The sequence below is a fragment of the Sinorhizobium terangae genome (assembly GCF_009601505.1).
GTDB classification, from domain to species: domain Bacteria; phylum Pseudomonadota; class Alphaproteobacteria; order Rhizobiales; family Rhizobiaceae; genus Sinorhizobium; species Sinorhizobium terangae.
This window is the reverse complement of the sequence record NZ_WITC01000027.1, coordinates 1-17,579: the sequence shown is the minus strand read 5'-3', so window position 1 is coordinate 17,579 and position 17,579 is coordinate 1. Positions and strand designations below refer to the sequence as shown.

The 17,579-nt window shown below is 62.8% G+C and carries 15 protein-coding genes; 9 read left to right on the top strand and 6 right to left on the bottom strand.

Features of this window, described 5'->3' with window-relative positions; all coding sequences use genetic code 11:
* Nucleotide 1 precedes the first annotated feature (1 nt).
* The 3 genes from GHK62_RS05605 to GHK62_RS05595 all read left to right on the top strand — a co-directional run bounded on the left by GHK62_RS05605 (nt 2) and on the right by GHK62_RS05595 (nt 1,714).
* A complete protein-coding gene (locus GHK62_RS05605) occupies nt 2–466 on the top strand; it encodes a chemotaxis protein CheW (RefSeq protein ID WP_153437336.1) in 465 nt (154 codons plus the stop codon).
* Between the two features lie 244 nt (nt 467–710).
* Entirely contained in the window at nt 711–1,016 is a 306-nt protein-coding gene (locus GHK62_RS05600) for a hypothetical protein (RefSeq protein WP_153437335.1), read from the top strand.
* 389 nt (nt 1,017–1,405) lie between these two features.
* Nucleotides 1,406–1,714 carry a hypothetical protein gene (locus GHK62_RS05595; protein WP_153437334.1) on the top strand — a complete coding sequence of 103 codons (309 nt, stop codon included), beginning with the start codon at nt 1,406–1,408 and terminating at the stop codon, nt 1,712–1,714.
* A 63-nt stretch (nt 1,715–1,777) separates the two neighbouring features.
* Here GHK62_RS05595 and GHK62_RS05590 read toward each other — a convergent pair whose 3' ends face one another.
* On the bottom strand, nt 1,778–2,272 hold the full coding sequence (locus GHK62_RS05590; protein WP_153437333.1) for a CreA family protein: 495 nt from the start codon (nt 2,270–2,272) through the stop codon (nt 1,778–1,780).
* A gap of 114 nt (nt 2,273–2,386) precedes the next feature.
* The gene (locus tag GHK62_RS05585; protein ID WP_153437332.1) at nt 2,387–3,631 is read right to left on the bottom strand and encodes a GGDEF domain-containing protein; all 1,245 of its coding nucleotides are present in this window, start codon (nt 3,629–3,631) and stop codon (nt 2,387–2,389) included.
* A gap of 180 nt (nt 3,632–3,811) precedes the next feature.
* On the opposite strand from GHK62_RS05585, the gene GHK62_RS05580 reads away from it, so the two are divergent.
* Both GHK62_RS05580 and GHK62_RS05575 read left to right on the top strand, forming a co-directional pair.
* Nucleotides 3,812–4,471 carry a phosphoribosyltransferase gene (locus GHK62_RS05580; RefSeq protein ID WP_153437331.1) on the top strand — a complete coding sequence of 220 codons (660 nt, stop codon included), beginning with the start codon at nt 3,812–3,814 and terminating at the stop codon, nt 4,469–4,471.
* Nucleotides 4,472–4,647: 176 nt separating this feature from the next.
* On the top strand, nt 4,648–5,109 hold the full coding sequence (locus tag GHK62_RS05575) for a GNAT family N-acetyltransferase (protein WP_153437388.1): 462 nt from the start codon (nt 4,648–4,650) through the stop codon (nt 5,107–5,109).
* A gap of 37 nt (nt 5,110–5,146) precedes the next feature.
* Here GHK62_RS05575 and GHK62_RS05570 read toward each other — a convergent pair whose 3' ends face one another.
* Together GHK62_RS05570 and GHK62_RS05565 are read right to left on the bottom strand one after the other, a co-directional pair.
* Nucleotides 5,147–7,801, bottom strand: a complete 2,655-nt coding sequence (locus tag GHK62_RS05570) for an ATP-dependent helicase (protein ID WP_153437330.1) — start codon at nt 7,799–7,801, stop codon at nt 5,147–5,149.
* 113 nt (nt 7,802–7,914) lie between these two features.
* Nucleotides 7,915–8,325 carry a carboxymuconolactone decarboxylase family protein gene (locus GHK62_RS05565; protein WP_153437329.1) on the bottom strand — a complete coding sequence of 137 codons (411 nt, stop codon included), beginning with the start codon at nt 8,323–8,325 and terminating at the stop codon, nt 7,915–7,917.
* Nucleotides 8,326–8,711: 386 nt separating this feature from the next.
* Between GHK62_RS05565 and GHK62_RS05555 the strand changes: the two genes are divergently transcribed.
* Together GHK62_RS05555 and GHK62_RS05550 are read left to right on the top strand one after the other, a co-directional pair.
* Nucleotides 8,712–9,896, top strand: coding sequence for an efflux RND transporter periplasmic adaptor subunit (locus GHK62_RS05555; RefSeq protein ID WP_153437328.1), 1,185 nt, complete (start codon nt 8,712–8,714; stop codon nt 9,894–9,896).
* On the top strand, nt 9,893–13,036 hold the full coding sequence (locus GHK62_RS05550) for an efflux RND transporter permease subunit (protein WP_153437327.1): 3,144 nt from the start codon (nt 9,893–9,895) through the stop codon (nt 13,034–13,036). The genes GHK62_RS05555 and GHK62_RS05550 overlap by 4 nt, the downstream gene beginning before the upstream one ends.
* 138 nt (nt 13,037–13,174) lie before the next feature.
* On the opposite strand, the gene GHK62_RS05545 is transcribed toward GHK62_RS05550, so the two are convergent.
* Nucleotides 13,175–13,687 (bottom strand): arsenate reductase ArsC, encoded by a 513-nt coding sequence (locus GHK62_RS05545; RefSeq protein WP_184108545.1) that lies wholly within the window; start codon nt 13,685–13,687, stop codon nt 13,175–13,177.
* A 300-nt stretch (nt 13,688–13,987) separates the two neighbouring features.
* Nucleotides 13,988–14,422 (bottom strand): anthrone oxygenase family protein, encoded by a 435-nt coding sequence (locus tag GHK62_RS05540; protein WP_153437326.1) that lies wholly within the window; start codon nt 14,420–14,422, stop codon nt 13,988–13,990.
* A gap of 446 nt (nt 14,423–14,868) precedes the next feature.
* On the opposite strand from GHK62_RS05540, the gene GHK62_RS05535 reads away from it, so the two are divergent.
* Together GHK62_RS05535 and GHK62_RS05530 are read left to right on the top strand one after the other, a co-directional pair.
* A complete protein-coding gene (locus GHK62_RS05535) occupies nt 14,869–16,275 on the top strand; it encodes an FAD-binding oxidoreductase (RefSeq protein ID WP_184108562.1) in 1,407 nt (468 codons plus the stop codon).
* 67 nt (nt 16,276–16,342) lie between these two features.
* On the top strand, nt 16,343–17,579 hold a 1,237-nt coding region (locus tag GHK62_RS05530; protein WP_337731409.1), incomplete at its 3' end, for an AsmA family protein.

Sequence of the window (17,579 nt, the reverse complement as noted above, 5' to 3'; positions counted from 1 at the left end):
CATGAGCAACGCTATCAAACAGTCCGGCGCCTATCTCGAAATCGTCTCCTTCCACCTCGGAGACCAGGAGTTCTGCATCGACATCATGGCGATCCGCGAAATTCGCGGCTGGGCGCCGGTTACCCCGATGCCGCATACGCCGCCTTACGTCCTTGGCCTCATCAACCTGCGCGGCGCCGTGATCCCGGTGATCGACATGGCCTGCCGCCTCGGCATGAAGATGACCGAGCCGTCCGAGCGCTCGGCAATCATCGTCACCGACATCAATGGCAAGCTTGTCGGGCTTCTGGTCGAGCAAGTCTCCGACATGATGACGATCCGCAGCGAAGACCTGCAGCCGCCACCGGAGATCATTCCGGAGGCGCAGCGGGCCTTCTGCCGCGGCATCGTGGCGCTCGAAAAGTCGATGGTCTGCTTCCTCAATCTCGATACAGTCATCGCCGACGAGCTGGCACAGGCGGCATAGCCTGAGCGCAGGCTCAGATCTTCCAGGCAAAAGGCCCGCTTCGGCGGGCCTTTTTATATGCCGGCGATGCAAGTTTGTCCCGGTTTCCACCGGCGCTTCAAAGTCAGACGGCGCTGAGGCAGTCGCACTCCAGGAACACGGGCGCGGCGAAGGAGTTATACCCTAACAGCATGGTAAACAGCCTATGCTGAAAAACCACAGCATCCCTCGGGAGGCGGGGTGCTACCGACACAGGAGCAATGCCATGAGAGTTTCCATGAGAACATCCTTGGCCGCATTCGTCCTCTCGTCTGCCCTTGCAGGCGTCGCGGGTTCGGCCCTTGCCGACAGCTACTATCAGGGCATCGATCCGCATAATCCTCCTGGGACTCAAAACAGAGGAACGGTGTTAGTACCGATGCAACGACGCCCATATTACGTCGATGAAATGCCGACAGGCAGCATCTACGTCGATCCCATGGCGACGGGCAGCGTCAGTGGAGCCCCGGGGCGCGTGCGTGAGCAGTATCGGAATGAGTACCAGGGTGGCGGTCAGGGCGACTACTACTAGGGTATCATGCCCCCGGCACCGGTTCCCTGAGTGACAGCATAGTCTGGATCTTACCGATATATTACCGGCACTAGACAGCGCGCGATCGGCGATTTTTCGTCCTCCGGCGTCATGAGTGCGTGGCCTCAATGAGGCGAGCACCACCGGTATATGCGCATTGGCGATTGCAGATCCCGATCGCCGGTGCGTGGGAGTGGTTCGTTCTCGATCGTCACCCAGTAGGGCCGCGAACGCGGCGTCAAGTTACAGCTGCGTAATGTTCCATCACGGTTGCATGAGTCATTCGTGACAAAACGTCACCGCTTGCAATGAACAACTGCTCTCCAAAGGTGTTATGCTTTCAGTATCCGTTGGAGGCCGGATGCAAAATGAACATAGGAGCTAATGTCATGAAAGTTTCGCTGAAAACATCAGTTGTTGCATTTGCCCTGTCCTCCGTACTCGGCGGCGCAGCGCCAGCCTTGGCGGACTCCTACTATCCGGGCATCGACCCGAACAATCCTCCGGGCACGCAGAACCAGGTACGGGCCACGGCTATGCCGCAGAACCGGCCGGCTGCGGTTGACGAGATGCCAACGGGCAGCATCGACCGCAACGGTCGGATCATCTATCCGAATAGCGGCGGATCCACCCTTCAGCCACGCTATCAGACCGGGGAAGGCGACTATTACCGCGGTATCGTTCCCCCAACACCGTGACATTCGGATAGTGTGAACAATTCTCAAGGCGGGATGGGACAACCGCCTTGAGCTCTGACAACACTATTGCGGGCGCCCTTTCTCCCAGGTAACCGTCTGGCCGAAGAGCGGCACGGTCGTAATCGACATCTTGGCCGATCCATCGGTCAGCTGTCGCGAATGCGCAAGGTAAATCAGCGTGTCATTGGCCTTGTCGTAAATGCGGGTCACCAGAAGATCTTTCCAGATCAGCGACAGGCCGGAGCGGAAAACCTCTTCCCCTTCCTTCGACAGATCGATGTCGCCGATGGTGATCGGCCCCGTCTGCCTGCAGGCAATCGAATTGTTGGAGGGGTCCTCGAACCAGTTGCCGTTCTTCAGGCGGTCGATCACACTGCGATCGAAATAGGTCACGTGGCAGGTGACGCCGTTGACCTTGGGGTCGCGGACGGCATCGATCTTGATGTCGTTGCCGAGCCAGTCGACGCCCACTTGGCCGACCGTTTCGGCGCGCACGGGGAGGGACGCTGCACAGGCGGCCAGACCGGCAAGGAGCAGGATGCGGATGGGGCGGAACATGAAATTCACTCCGATGGATCGCAGCGTTGAGATAGGTGGCGGGCGCGGCAATGCAAGGCGCCGGCCTGTAGCTGCTTTGTCGCGGCAGGCCGCGGTGCGTTCACAGCTTGAACCTCAAGACCGATACTGACGTGTCGCCTGCCGCGGAGTCGCCTTTTCCGGCTGCGGACGACTATCGGACTGGCGCAGCTGCGCCGCTGCCGCCGCGAGCGCCCGAGCACTGGCGTCGATCTGGCGCTGCCTTGCGATCGTGCAGCGATCGCGGCCGTCCGCCTTGGAATCATAGAGCGCCAGGTCGGCGCGGATCATCACGTCGGTAATCGTGTCGCCTGGCGCTGCGGCCGCGATGCCGATGCTGACGGTCAGCCGGATGCGTTGATGGACGCGGGTGACGGGCGTTTCACGCACGGTCCGGCAGATTGCCTCGGCAAGCGCTGTCGCCTGCTCCTCGGTGTGGTCCGGCAGGATCAGGCCGAATTCCTCGCCGCCGATACGGCCAAAGGCACCGCGTCCGTCAAGAAAGGCGGATACGGTCTCTGCGAAATGCTTGAGCGCAATGTCGCCGCAGGCGTGGCCGTAATGGTCATTGATTTGCTTGAAATAGTCGAGGTCGAGGAGCAGGAAGGCAAGCGGCCGGCGCCGGGCCGCGCAGTCCGCGAAAATCCGTTCTCCCGCCTCGATCAGCGCCCCGCGCGACAAGGCGCCGGTCAGTCCGTCGCGGGCGATCGTCGTCCTCAAACCAGCGATGATGCGGCTCTGGACGCTGAGGATAACAGCGAGGAACAGGAGCGGCAGAAAAGCCACCCGCATTGCGGCAAGCGCGAACTCGGAGGCGACAGAAGCAGGAGCCGCGGCTGACTGATGCAGGGGGGTCAGCGCATGGAAGAGCGCGGCGCAGCCGACTGCGACCGAAATGACGATGACCACGTGGCACGCAAGCCGTGCCTTCGGCCAGCGATCGACGACGGCGAGGCCGGCGACCAGAAGAAGGGCAGAGGCAAGACCGACCACAAGCAGCAAGGCGCCGACTCTGTCGTCACCGTTCAATGATACGACCAGGCCGACAATGCCGGCGGCGAGCACCAATGCCGGCAACAGGAAAGCGGGAGCGGGTAGCGCAAGGAGACCACGGAACCCCAGAAGGATGAAGAGGCACGCGGAGATCAGCGCGCCGTAGCCGACGACGACGGGAAGAATGGCCGAGACCATACCCGCAAGGATCATCAAGGCGATTGCGATCGCCGCAAGCGCGCAGCCGAGGCAAAAAGACTGCATGCCGGCCGCCGACTGCCGTAGCGACAAGAGGATCGGCAGCATCATCAAAAGCGCCAAAAGCGATATGGCAGGGAGAAAGCTCATTTCGAAACGGCCTGTCGTGCTAAAATAGAAAGGCGGCTTGCGTTCCAGCCAATATGCGAAGTCAATTGGTACCCGTGGCGCATTAACGAAAGCCGGAAAAATTGGATGCAATTTTAGCGATTGGTTGACCGCGTAACGGTTGTGCATGCCAATGCGCGGAGACCGGCGGGAGCGGATGCGATGCCGGGTGAAAGCCTACCTTTTGCGGACAGGGTCGATGCAGGCCGAAAGCTGGCGCGCGCGATCGAGCGCGAGGATTTCGCCGATCCCGTGGTGATGGCGCTGCCGCGCGGCGGCGTGCCCGTGGCATTCGAGGTCGCCGCCCATCTCGGCGCGCCGCTCGAACTCCTGATCGTCCGCAAGATCGGCGCGCCCGGGCATGCCGAATTCGGGCTCGGTGCACTCGTCGACGGCGAAGTGCCGCAGCTTGTATTGAACGACGAAGCGATGCGCCTCGTGCATCCGCCCGAGGCCTATATCGAGGCCGAGACCGAGCGCCAGCGGCTCGAACTGACACGGCGCCGGGCGCTTTATGTGGGCGACCGACCGCGCGTTTCACCGAAGGGGCGCAATGTCATCGTCGTCGATGACGGCATTGCTACCGGCGGCACGGCCAAAGCGGCGATCCAGGCACTGCGGAAGGCAGGTGCGGCAGCGCTGATGCTCGCCGTTCCGGTCGCGCCGCCGAGCGCTGTTAGCAGCTTGCGCCGGGAGGTGGACCGGATCGTTTGCCTATCGAGCCCCAGCCCGTTCCATGCGGTCAGCATCTACTACGACGATTTTGAGCAGACGACGGATGCAGAGGTGGTCGCGCTTATGAAGGAGGCGAGGGGGCGGTGAGCCATTGGCGATCGCGACGACATTCCGCTTTCATGAAGTATTGATTTATCGAGCGCCTGCCTCATGTCCTTGAACCATCGTCGAGCGATGAACTGGTGCGCGACAGCCGCATGGACCGGATTGATGTCAGGGTTTATCCTCTCGCGCTCTGCAAGGCCTTCCTGGTGGGTTCGAAAATGACCGAAGACCTCTCGATCCGACCCGTCGTGCGCAGTGACTACGATCGATGGCTGCCGCTCTGGGAAGGCTATAACGCCTTCTACGGCCGCGCGGGGGCAACCGCGCTCACGCCCGACATCACGCTCATGACCTGGTCACGCTTCTTCGATGCCTATGAACCGATGCATGCGCTGGTTGCCGAAAGCAAAGGCCGGCTGATCGGGCTCACGCATTACATCTTCCATCGCAGCACGATCTCGATCCAGCCAAATTGCTATCTCCAGGACCTCTTCATCAACGAAGCCGCGCGCGGCAAGGGCGTCGGCCAGGCGCTGATCAACGGCGTCTTCGAAGCGGCACGACGGGCAGGCTCGCCGCGTGTGTACTGGCTGACGCACGAAAGCAACATCAAGGCGATGCGGCTCTACGACAAGCTGGCGCAGAAGTCTGGCTTTGTGATGTACAAGATGATGATTTGAGCGCGGGGCGGTGGCGTCGACCCAGCGTTCGGCCTGATCACACCCGCTCCACAAACCCCTCGAGCACGCGCTTCTGTCCGGCCCGATCGAAATTGATCGTCAGCTTGTTGCCCTCGATCGCGGCGATGTTGCCATTGCCGAATTTCAAGTGGAAGACGCGGTCGCCGATGTTGAAGCGGGAGGGTTCCGAGGTCGTCGACTTGGCGACCAGTTCGCCCTCGATCATGCGGGTGCGCGGGCCGGACTCGCCGTAGCCGATGCGCTCGACGGCGTGGCCGGAGCGGGTGCCCCAATTGTCGCGGGTCGCCTCCGAGCGGTGCTGCTGGGCGCGCTTCCAGCCGGGGGTCTGGTAGGAGTTTTCGAAGGGATCGGCCTTGTCGAAACCCGACTGGCCATAGCCGCCGCGACCGTAGCCGCCATAGGAGACATCCTGCTCGGCCACTTCCACATGGTCGATCGGCAGTTCGTCCAGGAAGCGCGAGGGCATCGTCGATTGCCATAGGCCGTGGATGCGGCGGTTCGAGACGAACCAGATATGGCAGCGGCGCTTGGCGCGGGTGATGCCGACATAGGCGAGGCGGCGTTCTTCCTCGAGACCGGCGCGGCCGCCCTCGTCGAGCGCGCGTTGGTGGGGGAAGAGGCCTTCCTCCCAGCCCGGCAGGAACACCGTGTCGAATTCCAGGCCCTTGGCCGAATGCAGCGTCATGATCGAGACGGCATCCATATCCTCGTTCTGCTCGGCGTCCATGACGAGCGCGACATGTTCCAGGAACCCGCGCATCGACTCGAAGGCCTCCATCGAGCGGATGAGTTCCTTCAGGTTTTCGAGCCGCCCCGGGGCTTCCGCCGATTTGTCGGCCTGCCACATGGCGGTGTAGCCGCTCTCATCGAGAATCTGCTCGGCAAGCTCCGTATGCGGCGTCGTTTCGAGCAGCGTCTGCCAGCGGCGGAAATCGGTGACGACGTCGAAGAGGGCTTTGCGCGCCTTCGGCTTCAACTCGTCGGTCTCGATGATCTCGGTCGCAGCGGCGAGCATGGGGATGTCGCGCGCGCGGGCATAGTCGTGCAGGGTGCGCACCGTGGTGTCGCCTAAGCCCCGCTTCGGCGTGTTGACGATGCGCTCGAAGGCGAGGTCGTCGGCCGGCTGGCAGACAAGGCGGAAATAGGCCATGGCGTCGCGGATTTCGAGCCGCTCGTAGAAGCGCGGGCCGCCGATGACGCGGTAGTTGAGCCCGAGTGTGACGAAGCGGTCTTCGAATTCGCGCATCTGGAACGAGGCGCGCACCAGGATCGCGATGTCGTTCAGATTGTGCTTCTGCCGCTGTAGCTGCTCGATCTCCTCGCCGATGGCGCGGGCTTCCTCTTCCGAATCCCAGGCGGCATGGACGTGCACCTTCTCATCGTCCGGATTGGTGCGTTCGGTGAAGAGAGTCTTGCCGAGGCGGCCTTCGTTGTGGGCGATCAAGTGCGCGGCGGCGCCGAGAATATGTTCGGTCGAGCGGTAGTTGCGCTCCAGCTTGATGACCTTGGCGCCGGGGAAATCCTTTTCGAAGCGCAGAATGTTGTCCACCTCCGCGCCGCGCCAGCCGTAGATCGACTGATCGTCGTCGCCGACGCAGCAGATGTTGACGGTGGGTTTCCTGTCGCCGGCTCCCTGCGATTTCCCCTCCCCAACCCCTCCCCACAAGGGGGAGGGGCTATCCTGCCGCGCCGCCGCGTTCCGGTCATCGAGGTTCGACGCTTGCTCCTCGCTCGACTGCGATGGGGAGCGGGAGTCAGCGGCACGCACCTGCCCCTCCCCCTTGTGGGGAGGGGTTGGGGAGGGGTTTCGTTGCGACCAGCTTTTTCCCTGCGGCCGCTGCGCCAAGAGCCGCAGCCACATATATTGCGCGGTGTTGGTGTCCTGGTACTCGTCGACCAGGATGTAGCGGAACTTGTCGTGATATTCCCGGAGCACATCCGGATTGGCGCGGAACATGCGGATCGGGTGCAGGAGCAGATCGCCGAAATCGCAGGCGTTGAGCGTCAAGAGCCGGTTCTGGTAGGCGGCGTAGAGTTCGCGGCCCTTGCCGTTGGCGAAGGCGCGGGCGTCGCCCTCCGGAATTTGCGAAGGATCGAGGCCCTTGTTCTTCCAGGTGTCGATCATGCCGGCGAATTGCTTGGCCGGCCAGCGCTTGTCATCGAGCCCTTCGGCCTGGATGAGCTGCTTGATCAGCCGCACGACATCGTCGGTGTCGAGGATGGTGAAATCCGACCTCAAGCCGACGAGCTCCGCATGGCGGCGGAGCAGCTTGACGCCGATCGAATGGAAGGTGCCGAGCCAGGGCATGCCTTCGACCGCATGGCCGACAAGCACGCCGATGCGCTCCTTCATCTCGCGCGCGGCCTTGTTGGTGAAGGTGACCGCGAGGATCTGCGAGGGGAAAGCGCGGCCGGTCGAAAGGATATGGGCGATGCGGGTCGTCAGAACGCGGGTCTTGCCGGTGCCGGCACCGGCGAGGACGAGCACAGGTCCTTCGAGCGTCTCGACAGCTTCCGTCTGCTCGGGATTGAGGCCGGAGAGATAATCCGGGCGCTTGGCGTTGTCGCGGGCGGCCATGGCGCGCGCAGCGATACCGTTGGCGGCGGGCGCGGGTTTGCGCGGTGCCGGCTCCTCGTCGAAGAAGGGAATGTCGTCAAAACCTTTGCTCATGCGGCCCAATGTAGTGATTCGGGACCGAAAGGCCAGAAATGATGTTCTTCTTTTATTCCGGATTCTTCAAGCGCGAAGACAAGCCTGTGGAAAGATAGGCTATTTCGAAGCCATCAATTTTCGCCTGTCGCATCGAAAGCCGGATCGACAGGGACCTGCAGCGCGGTCGCCAATTGATTGGTCTTGGCGGCGAGCGAGATGACGCGCAGAAGGTCGGCATGCTGCGCCTCTGTCATGCCCTTGGCCTTGGCCGATGCCGTGTGGGAGTGGATGCAATAGCCGCAGCCGTTGCTGACGGAAACGGCGATATAGAGCATTTCCTTGACTAGTGGGTCGAGGGCGGAGGGCGTCGCCATGACCGCCTTCACCTCCGCCCAAGTCCGCTCCAGGAGGTCCGCGTCGAAGGCGAGCCAGAGCCACATATTGTTGATGAAGTCCGATTTCCGGGTGGCACGGATGTCATCGAAAACCGCCTTGACACGCGGGTCGGCTTCGGGATCGGGCGGCGGGACGACAGTACTCATGCTTTCTCCTTGCCAACCGCAGCAGCGTAGAAAAAGCCGCGCCGCGACAGCATACGCTGCCTTACGGCTTCCATGACGCAGGCGTCGCACATCGTCCTTCTCCACAACATGAGTTGAACATCGAAACCGATCGGAAATGGTCCCCGAGGCAAGCAGAATAGCCCAGCCGTCGAGGCTGTAAACACTGGTTGTCCAGCAAAACACTGCGCAATCGACGCACGGCGATCGGCGCCATCATGCCGCCAACAAATTCGCTTTTATTACAATTGCGTAATGATGGCATTCCGAGATTGCTCGAAGGCACGCAAATAATGATACTCGGGGCAAATCGGAACGCTCCGCCGGCACGGGCCGCGCTGGAGCGTGCTTTTCATTTGGAGATGTGAATGCGGGTTTGGAAGCAACTGGCGGTCAGCGCCGTTGTGCTCGTGGTGGGGGCAGTCGCCTGGGTACGTTTTGCGCCCGGCGCGGGGGAAACGCTGGCGGCGATCGGCGTTTCGCATCCGTTGATCGACGCACTGTCGAAGTCTGACGGTGGCGAAGGCGAAGGCGGGCGGCGCAACGGCGGACGCGGGCAGGGCGGCTTCGGCGACGCGACATTGGTTGTCGTCAGGCCGTCGGCGAGCGCGATCGTCAACGACAGGCTCAACGCCATCGGTAACGGCGAGGCGATCCACTCCGTCTCGGTAACACCGACGGCGACCGGCAATCTCACCGAAATATTGGTAAAATCCGGCGACAGGATCGCCGAGGGTCAGGTGATTGCCCGGCTCGACAGCGACGACCAAAAGGTTGCGGCGCAACAGGCGAAGCTGACGCGCGACAGTGCCGAGGAAAAGCTCGAGCGCTATCGCAATCTCAGCACGGCAAGGGCTGTGACGGCAGTCGAGGTACGCGACGCGGAAATCGCGCTGCAGGCGGCGGAGTTGGCGCTGAAGACGGCAGAACTGGATCTCAAGCGCCGCGACATTGTCGCACCCTCGAAAGGTGTGGTCGGTATCATCACCGTCAATGTCGGTGACTACGTCACGACCTCGACGCCGATCGCGGTGGTGGACGACCGTTCGCAAATTCTTGTCGATTTCTGGGTGCCGGAACGCTTCGCCAGCAAGATTTTCGTTGATCAGCCGGTGACGGCAAATGCGATCGCGCAACCCGGGCGGCAGCTCGAAGGCGTCATCCACGCCATCGACAACCGTCTCGATCAGGCGAGTCGGACGCTCCGCGTCCGCGCGCGGCTTGAAAATCCCGACGACATGCTGCGGGCGGGCATGTCCTTCTCGGTCACCATGGCCTTCGATGGCGACCGTTATCCGACGGTCGATCCGCTGGCGATCCAGTGGAGTTCGGACGGATCCTATATCTGGCGTGTCAAAGGCGACCGCAGCGAGCGGGTGCCGGTCAAGATCATCCAGCGCAATCCGGACAAAGTGCTTGTCGATGCCGCTCTTGCCGAGGGCGACCGTGTCGTGACCGAGGGCGTGCAGCGCCTGCGCGACGGCGGCGCAGTGCGCGTTGCCGGCGAAAGCCGGCCCGAGCCCGAGCAGAAGGTCGCGGGAGATGCGCAATGAACATCGGGTTCGGGGGGCATCACGGCAAGGGCGGAGACCAAGGGGGAAAGAGCGGCTTTACCGCGCTCTTCATCCGCCGGCCGATCTTCGCGCTGGTGATCAACACGCTGATCGTCGTTGCGGGCCTCGCCGCCTGGAACGGGATCGAAATGCGCGAACTGCCGCAGGTCGACCAGCCGGTCGTCTCCGTGACGACATGGTTCGAAGGCGCTTCGCCGGAAACGATCGACCGCGAGGTGACCTCGGTCGTCGAAGGCGCGGTGTCGCGCGTCCAGGGCCTTAAAAGCATTTCGTCGAGCTCTTCCTTCGGGCGTAGCCGCGTGACGCTCGAATTCTCCGACACGACCGATATCGGCCAGGCCGCCAATGACATCCGCGATGCGCTCGGCCGCGTTGCCGGCCAGCTTCCAGACGATGCCGACGAGCCGATCATCGTCAAGGCGGACGCGGACAGCCAGCCCATCATCCGGCTGGCGCTCACCTCCGACACGATGACCATGGAAGACATGACGCTGCTTGTCGAGAACGAGATCAGCGACCGGCTTGCGGCTGTTGAGGGCGTCGCCGATGTAACCGTCTACGGCGACCAGGAGAAGATCTTCCGCATCGACCTGGACCAGGCGAAGCTCGCCGGGCGTGGGGTCACGGTGGCCAATCTTCGCGAAGCGCTCTCCAACGCGTCTTACGACGTGCCCGCGGGCTCGCTGACCAGCGCCAGCCAGGATATTTCTGTTCGGGCGACGGCGGACCTCCAGACGCCCGAGCAGTTCGAAAACCTCATCATCGGCGACAATGTGCGGCTGCGCGACGTCGCGACGGTGACGCTCGGCCCGGACACGGGCACGTCGGCGCTGCGCTCCAATGGTCGGCAGGGCATTGGTCTCGGCATCGTCCGCCAGGCCCAGTCGAACACGGTCAATATCTCCGAGGGCGTGCACAAGGTGGTGGATACGATCTCCGCGGAGATCCTGCCTGAGGGAACGGAACTCAAGATCACCAGCGACGATGCCGTCTTCATCAACGGCGCGATCCACGAAGTGGAGATAGCGCTCCTCGTCGCCGTATTCATCGTCACCTTCGTCATATATCTCTTCCTGCTCGACTGGCGGGCGACGCTGATCCCGGCGATCTCGATGCCGATCGCGCTGATCGGCACGCTCGCGGCAATTTATCTTGCCGGTTTCTCGATCAACATCCTGACGCTGCTCGCGATCGTGCTTGCAACCGGCCTCGTCGTCGACGACGCGATCGTGGTGCTCGAAAACATCGTGCGCCGCCGGGCGGAGGGGCTCGGACCGCGGGCCGCCGCCGTCCATGGCACGCTCGAAGTCTTCTTCGCGGTGCTGGCGACAACCGCCACGCTTGCGGCGGTCTTCGTGCCGCTCTCGTTCCTCCCCGGGCAGACCGGTGGACTCTTCCGCGAGTTCGGCTTTGTGCTCGCCTTCTCGATCCTGCTCTCGTCCTTCGTCTCGCTCACGCTTTGCCCGATGCTCGCCTCGCGTCTGCTGACGACCGATGCGCATGCTCATCAGGGCGTGATGAGTCGGCTCGGGGCGCGGGCCGCGGCGTTCTATCGGGTGACGCTTCGTGCGTGCCTCAATGCGCCGCTCATCGTCTTCGTCGTCGCCGCCTTCTTCACCGCGGCAGGTGCCGCCGGTTTCCTGACGCTGAAGTCCGAGCTGACCCCCAACGAGGACCGTTCGCAAGTCATGCTCAGGATCAACGCGCCGCAGGGCGTCTCGCTCGAATATACGCAGGCGCAGATGCGTCGCATCGAGGAAGGCCTTGAGCCGTTGGTCAAATCGGGCGAGATCGCCAATGTCTTTTCAATCTCGGGGCAGGGCGGCACGGCCAATAGCGGCTTCATGGTGCTGACACTTGCCCCGTGGGAAGAACGAGAGCGCACGCAGCAGCAGATCGTCGCCGACATCAATAAGGTGACCGCGAAAGTTCCGTCCGTCCGCTCCTTTGCCATCCAGTCCAACAGTCTTGGCATTCGCGGTGCCGGTAGCGGCCTTCAGGTGGCCCTGGTCGGCAACGACTACACGAAGCTCGGCGACGCGGCGGCGAAACTCGTCCGCGAGATCGAAGACACCGGCCGTTTCGAGAACGTGCGGCTCAACTATGAGGCCAACCAGGCGCAACTCTCGATCACCATCGATCGCGAGCGCGCGTCCGACCTCGGCGTGGATATCAGCGGCCTCTCCTGGGCGCTGCAGGCGATGCTCGACGGCAGCAGCGTCGTCGATATCTTCGTCGAGGGCGATGCCTATCCCGTCAAGCTGCTTTCCTCGACGACCCCGCTCAACGACCCGACGGATCTGCAGAACATCTTCGTCAAGGCCCGCGACGGCCGGATCGTGCCGATGTCGAGCATCGCGACGATCGAGGAAAAGGCCGTGGCGCCGCAGCTGGCGCGCGAGTCGCAGCTTCGCGCCGTTTCGCTTTCGGCGGGCCTCAAGTCCGACCTCGCGCTCGGTGAGGCGCTGTCGATGGTGGAGGAGATGGCGGAGCCGCTGTTGCCGCCGGGCTCGCGGGTGATGCCGCTCGCGGAAGCGGCAACGCTCAACGAGAATGCCAATGGCCTTTTCATCACCTTCGGCTTCGCGATCGTCATCATCTTCCTGGTGCTGGCAGCACAGTTCGAGAGCTTCGTCAGCGGCCTCATCATCATGTCGACCGTGCCTCTCGGGCTTGCCTGTGCCGTCTTCGCGATGATCCTGACGGGCAATACGCTGAACATCTATAGCCAGATCGGTCTGGTCATGCTGGTCGGCATCATGGCAAAGAACGGTATCCTGATCGTCGAGTTCGCCAATCAGTTGCGCGATCGCGGCCAGGATGTGCGCAGCGCCATCGAGAGTGCGGCCAATATCCGCCTGAGACCCGTGATGATGACGATGATCGCGACCGTCGTCGGCGCTGTCCCATTGGTTCTGGCGAGCGGGGCAGGGGCCGAGGCGCGTGTCGCGCTCGGCTGGGTTCTGGTCGGCGGGCTGGGCCTTGCGGTGATCGTGACACTCTACCTCACTCCGGTCGCCTATCTCGTCATTGCGCGCTTCACGAAGCCGCATGCCGACGAGGAGCGCAAGCTGCACGAGGAGATGGACGCGGCCTCAGCGATGGTGGAGATGCGCTAAGCGGGATGAGGAAAAGTGCGCGCGGTTTTCCGCCCGCATCCCGCATCCATCAGAATGGAATCGATTCTTTGCACGTCTTCAAGAGACGCGCGGCGCTTTAGGCGGACGTGAAAACCGGAAGGTCGAATGCCATCACTATCACTCCGCGTCCGGCCTATCGCGGCCGATCTCGTCGAGGCGCTGTTGCAAGGCGAGCTTGTCGAGAGAGGGCATAGGCAAGTTGATGAAGATCGATATCCGGTTATTCAGCATCCGGTAAGCCTCTGCAAAGGCAAAGTGTTTTTCGGGCTCGCTGCCTTCGGCCGCGGCCGGGTCCGGCACGCCCCAATGCGCAGACAGCGGTTGCCCCGGCCAGACAGGGCAAGCCTCGTTGGCGGCATCGTCGCAGACGGTGAAGACGAAATCCATCTTCGGCGCGTCAGGAGTTGCAAACTCGTCCCAGCTTTTGGAGCGCGCGAATGAGGTATCGTAGTTGAGGCTCTCCAGGACCTCCAGTGTGAGAGGATGAACCTTCCCCCTGGGCTGCGATCCGGCCGAAAACGCCTTGAACTTGCCCTGACCGAGCCGATCGAGGATCGCCTCGGCGAGGATCGAGCGCGCGGAATTGGCTGTGCAAAGAAAGAGAACGTTGAATGGCCTGTGGTCGTTCACGATTAATCCTCCTCAACGATTGCAGGTCACGGCATCAATGACCGGGCGGCAAAGTTTGGGACTACCGTTGGAGCGGTGCTTCACGAGATAGGCGAGCAGATCCCTGAAGCCAGTCATATCAGCGACGCATCGCACGACCCGTTCGTCGCGTGTTGATTGTGCCAAGCCCGCGTGGCGATTTCGCCGGTCCGCACGCCATCCGGTCCGGCGCGCACCAGAAGGCGAAAAGCTTCGAGCCGCGGATCTTGGTCAAGGGCCGAAGGGGCTCCTTAGGTGCTTATCGTGACGATGTGATGACGCCTACAACCCGCGCAGTGCGGCGATCAGATAGATCGCCGTCGCAATTGCGCCGAGCGCGCTTCGGCCGGCATGGAGCTTGCCCCAGCGCGTGAGCAGCGCACGGGTCTCGTCGCCGGCCTCTTCCGGGCGTGCCGCCTCTAGGCGGCGGTTGACGGGCATGACGACGAGCAGGGTATAGGGCCAGTTCAGGATGATGACCGCAGCCCCGAGGCCCCAGAGCGAACTGCCGGTCTGCCACCATGCCGCGGCGCCAAGGAGCCCGGAAACAACGGCGAGGGAAGCCTGCATCTCGAAGCCTCGCCGGTAGGCCGGACGCCACTCGGTGAGCGCCGAGCGGTCATCAAGGACGAGCCGTGCCGGTTGCTCGGCCACGTTGATATAAATCGCGGCGCCGAAGAAGACGGACGCCGTAATGAGGGCGAGCAATCCAAACATTCAACCTTCTCCAGAATAATGGGTGATGGACGGCGGTACGGTGATCATAGCACCGCTTGCTACCAGACGTGGAAGGAACGCTGTCGACCGGCGAAGAGGCCGCCAGTCGCGCACTTGTGACAAGCCGGTATCACCATCCGTGATTTCGCGCCGTGCGGAGCTTCGAGCTTGCGTGAACTTCTGGACAAATTGATTCCGATTTGCACAGTAGCGCCTTGAAATGTCAGCGCTTCCGATCTGACTTCGGGCGTCTCGTCGCGACGTGGCATCACTGAAAGACGAGTGCGCGTACGGGCTTGGGGCGCACCACGCCAGGGTGGAGGCAGCCGCCGCGCAATTCCTTAATTCCGCGTGGAATTGGGGATAAAATCGAGCGGCGATTCAGAATGTTAGAGTGCCTTGCGCGACCGGCCGGAACGCGAGGGCTGCAGGGAAAGGGCGTTTTCGTGGCGTTGAAGGCAATCAAAGCGGGAACGAGAAACGACAGCGGTATCGTTGCGGCAAAGGAACTTCTTGCCGCGCGATTCGGCGAGCGCTTCCAGGCGGGCGAGGCGGTCCGGGCCCAGCACACGCACACGACGACCTATATTCCTGCGCAATTGCCGGATGCCGTGGTCTTTCCCGAAAGCGGCGCCGAAGTGCGCGAGATCGTCAAGATCGCCAGCGCGCACCGCGTGCCGCTGATCCCTTTCGGCACCGGATCGTCGCTGGAAGGGCACGTCAACGCGCCGCATGGCGGGATATCGGTCGACATGATGCGCATGAACCGCGTTCTCGCCGTCAATGCCGAGGATCTCGATTGCACGGTCGAACCCGGCATCACACGCGAGGACCTGAACACTTATCTGCGCGATACCGGTCTTTTCTTTCCGATCGACCCGGGGGCGAACGCCTCGATCGGCGGCATGGCGTCGACGCGTGCCTCCGGCACCAACGCGGTGCGCTACGGCACGATGAAGGAAAACGTGCTGGCGGTGACGGCGGTCGCTGCCGACGGTCGCGAGATTTCGACCGGCCACCGGGCGCGCAAGTCCTCGGCAGGCTACGACCTGACGCGGCTCTTCGTTGGCGCGGAAGGCACGCTCGGTATCGTCACGTCGATCACGCTGCGCCTGCAAGGCATACCGGAGGTGATCTCCGGTGGCGTCTGCCCTTTCCCGACCATTGCCGATGCCTGCAACGCGGTGATCCTGACGATCCAATCGGGCATTCCGGTAGCGCGCATCGAACTGCTCGACGCGCTGCAGATGAAGGCGTGCAATGCCTATTCGAACCTCAACTATGAGGAGACGCCGACGCTTTTCGTCGAGTTTCATGGCAGCGCCGAGAGCGTCGAGTTGCAATCGCGCCAGTTCGCCGAAATAGCGTCGGAATTGGGGTCTACTGGTTTTATCTGGACGACCAATCCGGAAGAGCGCTCGCGACTCTGGAAGGCGCGGCACAACGCCTATTGGGCACAGAAGGGGCTGGTGCCCGGCGCCGCGATCCTTTCGACGGATGTCTGCGTGCCGATCTCGCGGCTTGCCGATTGCGTCGCGGCGACGCAAGAGGACAGCGCGGCACACGGGCTGGTCGCCCCGATCGTCGGCCATGCGGGCGACGGCAACTTTCACGTCGGGCTGCTTTTCGACGACAAGGATCCAGCCGATGTTGCGCGGGCGGAGGCCTTCGTGGAGCGGCTGAACGCGCGGGCTCTGTCGATGGACGGCACCTGCACGGGCGAACATGGAATCGGGCAGGGCAAGATGCCGTTTCTCAAGGCGGAGCTCGGCGACGCCTTGGATCTGATGCGGCAGATCAAGCGGGCGCTTGATCCAGACAATATCTTCAATCCGGGCAAGATCTTTGCCTGACAGCGCGGGGATCGGCCGCTCAAGGATGCGAGCAGGGCGCGAATGAGACAGACGGGAAAGTGACGCGGTGCTGGCGCGAATTCTGGTTACCATCGGTGGGCTTGTTGTCGTCGCGCTCTTTGCGGCGTTGATCGCGCCATTGTTCATCGACTGGACCAACTTCCGCAAGGATTTCGAGCGCGAGGCAAGCCGCATCATGGGCAAGCCGGTGGTCGTCCATGGCAGTGTCGACGCCCGCATCCTCCCGTTCCCGACCGTGACCCTCAATGACGTGCGCGTCGGTTCTACTGAGAGCGACCAGCCGATCGTCCAGGTCGCGCAATTCTCGATGAGCGCCGAGCTTGCGCCGTTCCTGAGCGGCGAGGCGCTGATCTTCGATATGCGGCTCGATCGACCGAAAGCGAGGATTCGTCTCCTGCCGGATGGCACGCTCGACTGGGCGCGTGGGTCGCAGGCATCGATTCCTGCAAGTACGGTCGTTCTCGAAAAGGTCGAGGTTGTCGACGGTGAGATCGAGTTCGTCGACGAGCAGACGGGACGGACGCGCCGTGTCACAGACCTTTCCGCCGACCTGTCGGCGCGCACTCTTGCCGGTCCATGGAAGGTCGAGGGGCGCGCGGCACTCGACGGTGAAGCCGGCAGCTTCGCCTTTTCCAGCAACGCGGTGGACGAGGAAGGGGCGCTGAGCCTCAGGGCGCGGCTGACACCGGACAAGCGACCGTTCGGCGTCGAGCTCGACGGCGATCTCAAGGTTGTCGACTTCAGGCCGGTCTATGGCGGGCGGTTCACGCTGACGGAAAACCGGCCGGCGGACGAAGCCAAGCAAAGTGGCGCTCTGCGCATCAACGGCGAATTCCAGCTCACCAACGAGAGCATCCGTGTCCCGGAATACCGCTTCGAGGCCGGCCCGCCGGACGATCCCTATGTCGTCACCGGGGAGGCGACCCTCGACACCGGCAAGGACCAGAAATTCCTGCTGATTGCCGATGGCCAGCAGATCGACGTCAGCCGCATCGGCAATTCCGGCCGAAGCGGCAAGACCGGCCGCGACCCCGCAATTTCGCTGCGCCAGCGGATCGAGGCGATGCTGGCGATCGCCGCCGACATACCCATCCCGCAGGTGCCGGGACGCGCCAGCCTAAAGCTGCCGGCGATCGTGATCGGCGACACGACGGTTCGGGACGTGCGGCTCGATGTCAGGCCCGACGGCGCCGGCTGGATCGTTGAGAATGCCGTGGCGCTGCTACCCGGCCGAACGCAAATGGAGGCCAGCGGGCGGCTGAACCTCAAGGAGCAGCGTGCCT